The organism is Mesorhizobium sp. M7A.F.Ca.US.010.02.1.1, from assembly GCF_004023085.1.
Lineage (GTDB): Bacteria > Pseudomonadota > Alphaproteobacteria > Rhizobiales > Rhizobiaceae > Mesorhizobium.
On the sequence record NZ_RZRV01000033.1, the window covers coordinates 62,015 to 69,808 of the forward strand.

Sequence of the window (7,794 nt, forward strand, 5' to 3'; positions counted from 1 at the left end):
TTTTGGGTTTGAGGATCGCCGACGCTTCCGTCATGCCATTTTGCCCTCGGGCGAACACAAACATTCCGACGATTATGGTGGCTGAGAAATTGGCCGACACAACCTTGAGAGACGGCAGACGGAGCTAGGCCAGGCGGCATGTACATTCTGCCGGAGCGCTGCCGCAATGTGGTGTTCACCGAGCCGCTTGCTAAGTTCACCGAAGCCCTGCTCATGCCGAATGGCAATCCCAAAAGACCAGCACTCCTTTGACGATATTCGTGATAAGGGCCTAACGCTGGTCACCACCGCCGGTTCCGACACGGTCACGACCGCCAAAGACGCGGGCATTCCGGAGGATCGTGTCATGCAGGTCGCCGGCCAGGCCGAATTCTTGCAGGCAGTGAAGGTCGGCCGCGCGGCGGCGGGGTCGCTAAACTACTTCACGGTAAGGAGCTCGCTGACAAGGTCGACAGCGTTGAAATGGCAGATCCGTTCACCCCGCCGGCTGGGAAGGCCGGCTACCCAAGTCTCGCCTTCCTGCCCAATCAGCAGGCGGTCGATGCCTTCAACGAGGTATTGAATACTTATATCGGCTCCGACCAAATGATGCAGTCGGTCAAAATACGGCTACACCAAAATCAATCTGCCGGACGGCACCAAGACCGGCGACCTGTGCAAGGGTTGAAATCTTGCGGGGAATGCCACCCATGCACCTAAAAGGCTCCCGGCCGCAGTGGCTGGGCGACGACAGAGCAAAGTGACAAGACGCGAGGCTCCGGGGTGCCGATTTCCGGTATTCAGACGAGATAGTTCGGCAACGTGGCATGTGAGGCTGCTACGCTCAGGAGTGAGCAATGGCAGTCCATCTCGCATGTCGCAATGCCGACCTGATGCCCCTCCTTTTGCCGAGGAACCGATGATCACCAAGCATCGCGTATCGGTTGATGGTGTCGAGACATCGTACTGCGAGAACGGAGCTGGTAGGCCGATTGTTTTCCTGCAGGGGGCGGGCTTCCGTGCAGAGGCTAAGAGTTCCTTTGTTCGGCAGCTGAACGGGCTATCCGATCAATTTACGGTAGTAGCGATTGATCAACTCCATTTTGGGGGAACGGATTATCCTGCTGACTGCAAATACATTAACCGGCTCGGTCGTGTGAATCATGTAATTAGCTTCCTCCAACAACTGGGTTTGAAGCAGATCACGCTAGTCGGCCATTCAGAAGGATCATTCGTCGACGCGCGGGTCGCGATCGTGCGTCCCGATCTTGTTTCTAAGCTTGTCCTGCTGACCGCTAACTCCGTGTCGCCGGCGTTCGGAGATGACCGTGACGAAGCTTGGCTGGAGGCCTGCCGGCAGGCTTACGGCTGTTCCGGCCCGATGCCGAGCGAAGAGGAATACATCACCGCACGGCGGAAAAGCTGCCGCGCCCACGGGCAGGATGTGGAATGCGCCGAGCGAGAAGCCTATCGGCGGGCCGCGGCTCGGGGACAATGGGAGATCTGGCAGAGATTGCCGGAAGACGAGACAAACCTGCATCGTTATCCACTGCTGCAGCAGAAGTATATCTTCCCCTACCTTGATCAGCTTCAGGCCCAGACGTTGATCATCTGGTCCAAGAACGACCCTACCGCGACGCCGGAGCAAGGGATCAACCTGGCGAAGCTGATCAGGAATTCAGATTTCCATCTGCTCAATAATGCCGGCGATTCCGTCCAGGTTGATCCGGAGCGAAGCCGTGAACAGACTCATCCGTCAATGGCACGAATGATCAACTGTGACGGGAACAATGCTCGGGCCAGCGTCTCCGAGGCGAATCTCTCAGCGGCGTGTCGCATACGACGAACTTGTGCCCTGCCATGGCAACAAGGGCATAGCCCAGGCGGTGGCGCCCATCCAACCGGGCAGGGCAGGAGTCATGCAAGACGTGGTGTGCCTCAGTTGGCCATACCACAGCTCGCGATTGTTCACTTCCAACGAACCACGGGGATGACGGAAATGTGCGTATGCACCCAAAAATCACCGAATTTCTGCGAATAACTTGCATTTCTCGCACAAAGCACCACAGCTGCGCTGCTACGCTCACGAAGCATGCACAAGTGGCGTAGCAAAGGATCGACTGGAGGAATCTATACCTAAGTGGGGACCCTGCAGCTCACACGATGATGGGAACCGCCGGACTACAAGCTCAACAAATGATGCAATGGTCTTTTCCCGAGGCATATCGGGAGACCATCGGCGATGCGAAAACGGAGGACTAACCAGTGGTCAAGTGGAAACTCGACGAATGCTTTAAGGCTGCAATCTTGAAGAGGATTGCCGCGCTCGGCCTGGCGGCGATGACAATCTCGTCCTTTGCCGGTTCGGCCTCGGCGGAGTCGCTGCTCGATAAGATTAAGAACGGAGAAACGATCCGTCTTGGCTTCACCAATGAGCCTCCCAGTGCCTATCCTGGTGCGAACAACGAGCCGCTTGGCCTGGTCAATGTGATGACACTGGACGTTCTGAGAAAGATGGGAACGACCAAAATCGAGCCGGTCGTAACCGATTGGGGTTCCCTTGTCCCGGGCCTCCAGGCTGGTCGCTTTGACATCATCACGGGCGGCATGTGGATTAAGCCGGAGCGGTGCCGCAACGTCCTGTTCAGCGAACCGATCGCATCGAGCAATGATTCGATGATCGTGCCGAAGGGCAATCCGGAAGCGCTGCATTCCCTCCATGACGCTCAGAAGAAGGGGCTTACCCTGGCCATCATGACGGGTACCACCGCAGTCGAGCAGGCGAAGAAATTAGGTTTCCCTGACGACAAGGTTATGCAGGTCGCCGGACCGCCCGAGGTCGTACAGGCTGTAAAGGCCGGCCGCGCCGCTGCCGGCTCGCTCTATAGTCTGAACGCGACGACTCTTGCCGAGCAGGATCCCAGCATTGAGGTGGCTGACCCGTATACCCCGCCGGGACCGAATGAACATCCCGCCATAGCCTTCCCGCTCAGCGAACAGGCTGCGGTAGACGCGTTCAATGCTGTGTTGAAAGACTATATTGGCTCTGACGAAATGATGGCCGCGGTCGGCAAATATGGTTACACCAAACGCGATCTCCCGGATGGCAGCAAGACCGCTGATCTTTGCAAGGGCTGAAGCTATGCGTCTGACCGCTCCCCGGCCCTTGGCCGGTAGGCGGTCAGTGGGGAGGGCATATGAGTAAGGTCGATCTCAGCTTTATCTTTGCCGTGCTCACCAAGGGCGTCATGACTACGGTCATCGTCACTCTTGGCGCCTGCGTCGTAGCGATCGTCCTTGGGCTTTTCGTGGGCCTGACCCGAGTCTCTCCCCGTCGGCAGTTGCGCTGGTTCAGTATCGCCTACATCGAATTCTTCCGCGGGACGTCCATGCTGGTTCAGCTCTACTGGTGGTTCTTTGTATTGCCGATTTTCGGTATTTTCCTGTCGCCGTGGACTGTCGGAATTTTGGGGATCGGAATGAATGCCTCTGGCTACGCAGCCGAGTATGTCCGCGCCGCCATTCAGGCCGTTGATAGGGGCCAGTATGAGGCATCTACAGCGCTCAATTTTTCGCGGCTCACCATGATGCGGCGTATTATCCTCCCACAGGCAATGCGCGCCATGCTGCCGACCTGGGGTAACATGCTCATCGATGTGCTTAAGGGTAGCTCGCTCGTCTTCTTCATCACCATTCCCGAATTTACTAGCGCCGCCAAGCAGGCGGCCGACGCAACTGGCGATTATATGCTGTTCTTTGCGGTTGCACTATTCGGTTATTACATCATCGCGCGCGCCCTCATCACTCCTTTCGTGCGCTGGCTGGAACGCCGCGTCTCGCGCGGTTTCGTTCGGGAGCAGGTGGCTTGAAGATCTGGGATTGGTCTTACGTATGGGAGGCTTTCCCATATCTCTATCAGGGAGCGATCGTCACCATTGAGGCTACGCTGCTCGGGTTTGCGATCGCGCTGATATTGGGTCTTGTCTTCGCGATGATTCGCCAGTCGCCAAACCGCTACGTCTCGACCACCATGGCGGAGATCGTGGAGTTTATCCGTTCAACGCCCTTGCTGCTGCAGTTGTTCTTTGTCTATTTCGTTGGTCCGCAGATCGGAATCTTCATTCCTGCCTGGACGGCGGGAGTTGGCGTGCTGGGGATCCACTATGCAGCCTATTGTTCCGAAGTCTTCCGCGGCGGCATCGAGAATGTGGATGGCGGCCAGTGGGAGGCCTGTACGGCACTAAACCTTTCGCGAACGCGGACCTGGCGAACAATCATTCTGCCGCAGGCGATCCCGCCCATGGTGCCAGCTCTGGGCAATTACTTCATCGGCATGTTCAAGGACACGCCGGTCCTGGCGGCAATCTCGATCTTCGAGATGCTGCAGCAGGCGAAAAATTTCGGGGGCAATAACTATCGATACATAGAAGCGATCACTATGTGCGGCTTCTTCTACTACGTGTTCAGCTTGGTTGCTTCCGCTATCGTGCAGTCGGTCCGCGTCTGGCTCAACCGCCGCTACCATCTGCAATAGGGAGGCCTTATACTATGAGCGAATTTGTGCTTCGCTTCGAGGACGATCTCACGAAGCGCCCTAGGGCATCAGCCAGGCGGGACGAGCTTGACCTCGATATCAGGCGCAGCGAAAAAGTCATGAACGAACCCATAGTTCGCTTCGAGAACGTCACAAAGCGCTACGGCGCGTTGACGGTGCTGGACGAACTCAATCTCGAGATCGCACGCAACGAGAAGGTGTCCATCATTGGTCCGTCCGGCTCGGGCAAGACCACCGTTCTGCGCATGCTGATGACGCTTGAGCACATCAACGGGGGGGTGATATGGGTCGACGGTGAACCGTTGACGCATACGCAGAAGAACGGCCAAATAGTGCCGGCGAGCGAGCGTCATCTCCGTCGCGTGCGTGCCAAGATCGGTATGGTGTTCCAGCACTTTAACCTGTTCCCGCATATGACTGCTCTGCAGAACTGCATGGAGGCGCCGATCTCCGTCCTTGGGCTCTCGAAGAAGGAGGCGGAGGCCCGAGCGGCAGAGCTGCTCGACTTGGTGGGCCTCGGCGACAAGAAGAACCATTTCCCGATCCAGCTTTCCGGGGGCCAGAAGCAACGCGTGGCGATCGCTCGGGCGTTGGCCATGCGGCCCAAGGTGATGCTGTTTGACGAGGTGACATCAGCGCTTGACCCGGAACTGGTTGGAGAGGTGCTCAACGTCATCCGCAAGCTCAGCGCCGAACATGACCTCACAATGCTGATGGTCACGCACCAGATGGGCTTTGCCAAGGAGTTCTCCGATCGCGTGTGCTTCTTTTCTGGCGGTAAGATTGTCGAGCAAGGCCCGCCCAGCCAGCTTTTAGGCAATCCGCAAAACGAGCGAACGCAGCAGTTTCTCAATGCGGTGCTGGAGACGAGGTGAGTTGCGGGTTGTGCCGCTAGTTGAGTTATCCCGTGGGTGGCTTCCGGGCAGGAACTGGTCCGTTCGGAGCAGGCTGCCCTGCGACGAACCTACGCGCGGTTTTTCAGGGCCGGGTTGATGTCGAGGTTACTGCCCCAGTTCATTCAGGACTGCATAACTAGGATCGTCCGGTCCAAGCCCCAGATTGGTCGAGTTAGGTAAATAGCGCTGCCCGTTCGGCAGTTGCGAGCTTGAAGATCTGATGTGCGTTCAATCTGCCATTCAGGGCATCTGGGCTCTGGAAAGTGCCCTAACACGATTGTCTGACGGCGGACGCAAACCCGGTATCCTACAGGCCCGGGGAGGGTCGCACAAGCGTTCTGCGGTTTCCCAGTTTTTACGGCTTTCATGCGAATGCACCAAAACAATGCCGACTTACTGCGCCTGGAAAGGCATGTTTCTCTGAAACAGCCGTTTCGACGCTGTTAAATTCGTGCATTCAGAGAGAACCTGTATCGCGCAGGTGATGGGCATTTGCTGCCGAAATCACCATCTTAGCTGCTTCCAGAAGAAGGATGCTTCCGTGACAACTCAACAAAGGGCCCTCGGAATTATTGGGCTGGAGATCGGACTTCCGCCTCGTGAATTTCCGCCACCGCAACCGGAGTCGGTCTTCAACCCGGCAACTTTCGACTTCCCAATTATAATAGAGACCGCGGCCGGGGCTTTGGAGGAGAGGGTCATTCCCGGTGATGCTTCTCTCGAGCCGGCCTACATTGCAGCTGCCAGGCGGTTGGTCGAGCGCGGAGCAGTCGCGATAACCGGGGACTGCGGGTTCAGTATCCGGTACCAGGCTGCAGTGGCCGCGTCTGTCGAAGTCCCGGTGGCCATGTCGAGCCTGCTACTGGCGCCCACGCTACTCCGGCAGCTTCCAGCTGACGCAAAGCTCGCCGTTGTGGCCGCAGACTCAAGACACTGCGGCAAAGAGCTGCTGGGCATAGATTCATCCGCAGAGGCAAGAGTAGTCATCGGCGGCATTGAAGGTGACGCGTGGCCGGCTGGTGTTGTTGAAATGGAGTCGGAGGTTGCAGCCTGTGTCGCGCGACTTGGCGCCGCACATCCGGGGATTGCCGCCCTCCTATTTGAATGTACATTGTTCCCGATGGTGACGTCAGCAATCCGTCGTAGGACAGGACTGCCCATCTATGACGCCGCGACCCTTTATCGGATGACATTCGCGTCCGTGGCTTGACCGCTTGGAGGCCACTATCCCAAAATATGAGCTCATGTCTGGTATGAGTTGCGGCTCGTTATTGTAACACACGTCCGCATCTTGTCGAATACTCTGTCGAGACTGGATCCTCGATTTCCGAGGTCAGGACGCGGTGCCTGAGATGCAGGTTGGATTTTTGGAACTCGTGCTGGTCGACCGTGATCCAGACGCTAAGCGGCGACCGACTTCGGCCGGAGTTGAAGCAGGGCGATCAAGGGCCACAAAAATCACTTCAGCCACCTGAGCAGGAGGGAGAAGTTGTATCCGGCGGCGGCCAGGACGGCGTTGAGGGCGTCGCCCTGCTGGCCGGCGAGGTAGTTGCGGCCCATGCGGTGTTCGTTCTTGATGTGGCCGATATGACGCTTGCCAGCGTGTGGCCGTCATAGGGATTGCCGGGCAGCGCTTTTGCATGCAGGGCGAACTGGCCGCCCTTGGAGCGCTTCAGCGTGGTGGCCACCGACACCTTCACACCGAACTCGTAGGGCATATGCGCCTTGCCCTTGCCAATGCATTCCACCTCGTGCGCGTGCAGGCTGTAGATCTTGCGGCCGCGCTGGCGCTGGCGTTGCTAGAGAACGGTGGCGGCCTGGTAGAACGGCCATTTGAAGAGCGCGTCCAGCCCCGCATCGCCGGCGATCTGGCGAGAAATGTCGCGAATGGTCCGGCCGAGATAGGTCTTGAGCCTGCGCAGCGCCTTGTTGGCCCGCTTGAACTGCTTGGCGTGGGCATAGCGCTGGTGGCTGATCAGCGCCAGCTGATAGCTCTGGCGCAAATGGAGCTCCTTCCCTCTTGGCCAGCCGCACCAGCCGTTCGCGCGCCCGGTTGATGAGCTTGGCGTCGGTCGGGAACATGACGTTCTTCGGCTGCACGGTTGTGTCGACGATCACCTGGCGCGTGTCGGCCGGCTTCATCGCCCCGGTCTTGACCGCAAGGCTGAGGCTCTCCTGCAACAGCGCCACGATCCGCTCCTCGCCCATGCGGCTGCGCCAGCGCGTCATCGACGAGAGGTCGAACGGCAGCGTATGGCAAAAGAACGTCTCGCCGGTGAGATACTGGAAGTAAGGGTTCTCCACCCAGCGCTCGCACAGCACCTCATCCGACAGGTTGAAGGTGTGCTTGAGGATCGCCAGCCC

At 58.1% G+C, this 7,794-nt stretch carries 7 protein-coding genes and 1 pseudogene; 7 read left to right on the plus strand and 1 reads right to left on the minus strand.

All coding sequences use genetic code 11. The annotated features are described in order from the left end of the window. Positions 1–8 precede the first annotated feature (8 nt). From EOA19_RS26020 to EOA19_RS35690, 7 genes are all read left to right on the plus strand, one after another. The gene (locus EOA19_RS26020) at positions 9–128 is read left to right on the plus strand and encodes a GMC oxidoreductase (RefSeq protein ID WP_281034207.1); all 120 of its coding nucleotides are present in this window, start codon (positions 9–11) and stop codon (positions 126–128) included. A 770-nt stretch (positions 129–898) separates the two neighbouring features. Continuing rightward, on the plus strand, positions 899–2,020 hold the full coding sequence (locus EOA19_RS26030) for an alpha/beta hydrolase (RefSeq protein WP_063169347.1): 1,122 nt from the start codon (positions 899–901) through the stop codon (positions 2,018–2,020). Between the two features lie 224 nt (positions 2,021–2,244). Further along, positions 2,245–3,117, plus strand: a complete 873-nt coding sequence (gene ehuB / locus EOA19_RS26035) for an ectoine/hydroxyectoine ABC transporter substrate-binding protein EhuB (RefSeq protein WP_082826582.1) — start codon at positions 2,245–2,247, stop codon at positions 3,115–3,117. A gap of 59 nt (positions 3,118–3,176) precedes the next feature. Then, positions 3,177–3,848 (plus strand): ectoine/hydroxyectoine ABC transporter permease subunit EhuC, encoded by a 672-nt coding sequence (gene ehuC / locus EOA19_RS26040; RefSeq protein ID WP_063169346.1) that lies wholly within the window; start codon positions 3,177–3,179, stop codon positions 3,846–3,848. Then, positions 3,845–4,513 carry an ectoine/hydroxyectoine ABC transporter permease subunit EhuD gene (gene ehuD, locus EOA19_RS26045; RefSeq protein WP_063169345.1) on the plus strand — a complete coding sequence of 223 codons (669 nt, stop codon included), beginning with the start codon at positions 3,845–3,847 and terminating at the stop codon, positions 4,511–4,513. Before ehuC ends, ehuD begins: the two co-directional genes overlap by 4 nt. Positions 4,514–4,632: 119 nt before the next feature. Continuing rightward, entirely contained in the window at positions 4,633–5,409 is a 777-nt protein-coding gene (ehuA, locus tag EOA19_RS26050) for an ectoine/hydroxyectoine ABC transporter ATP-binding protein EhuA (protein WP_063170381.1), read from the plus strand. A 562-nt stretch (positions 5,410–5,971) separates the two neighbouring features. Continuing rightward, positions 5,972–6,640, plus strand: coding sequence for a hypothetical protein (locus tag EOA19_RS35690; RefSeq protein ID WP_176477193.1), 669 nt, complete (start codon positions 5,972–5,974; stop codon positions 6,638–6,640). A 248-nt stretch (positions 6,641–6,888) separates the two neighbouring features. On the opposite strand, the pseudogene EOA19_RS26060 reads toward EOA19_RS35690, so the two are convergent. Then, a pseudogene (locus EOA19_RS26060) lies at positions 6,889–7,794 on the minus strand (IS5 family transposase); the annotation flags it as partial.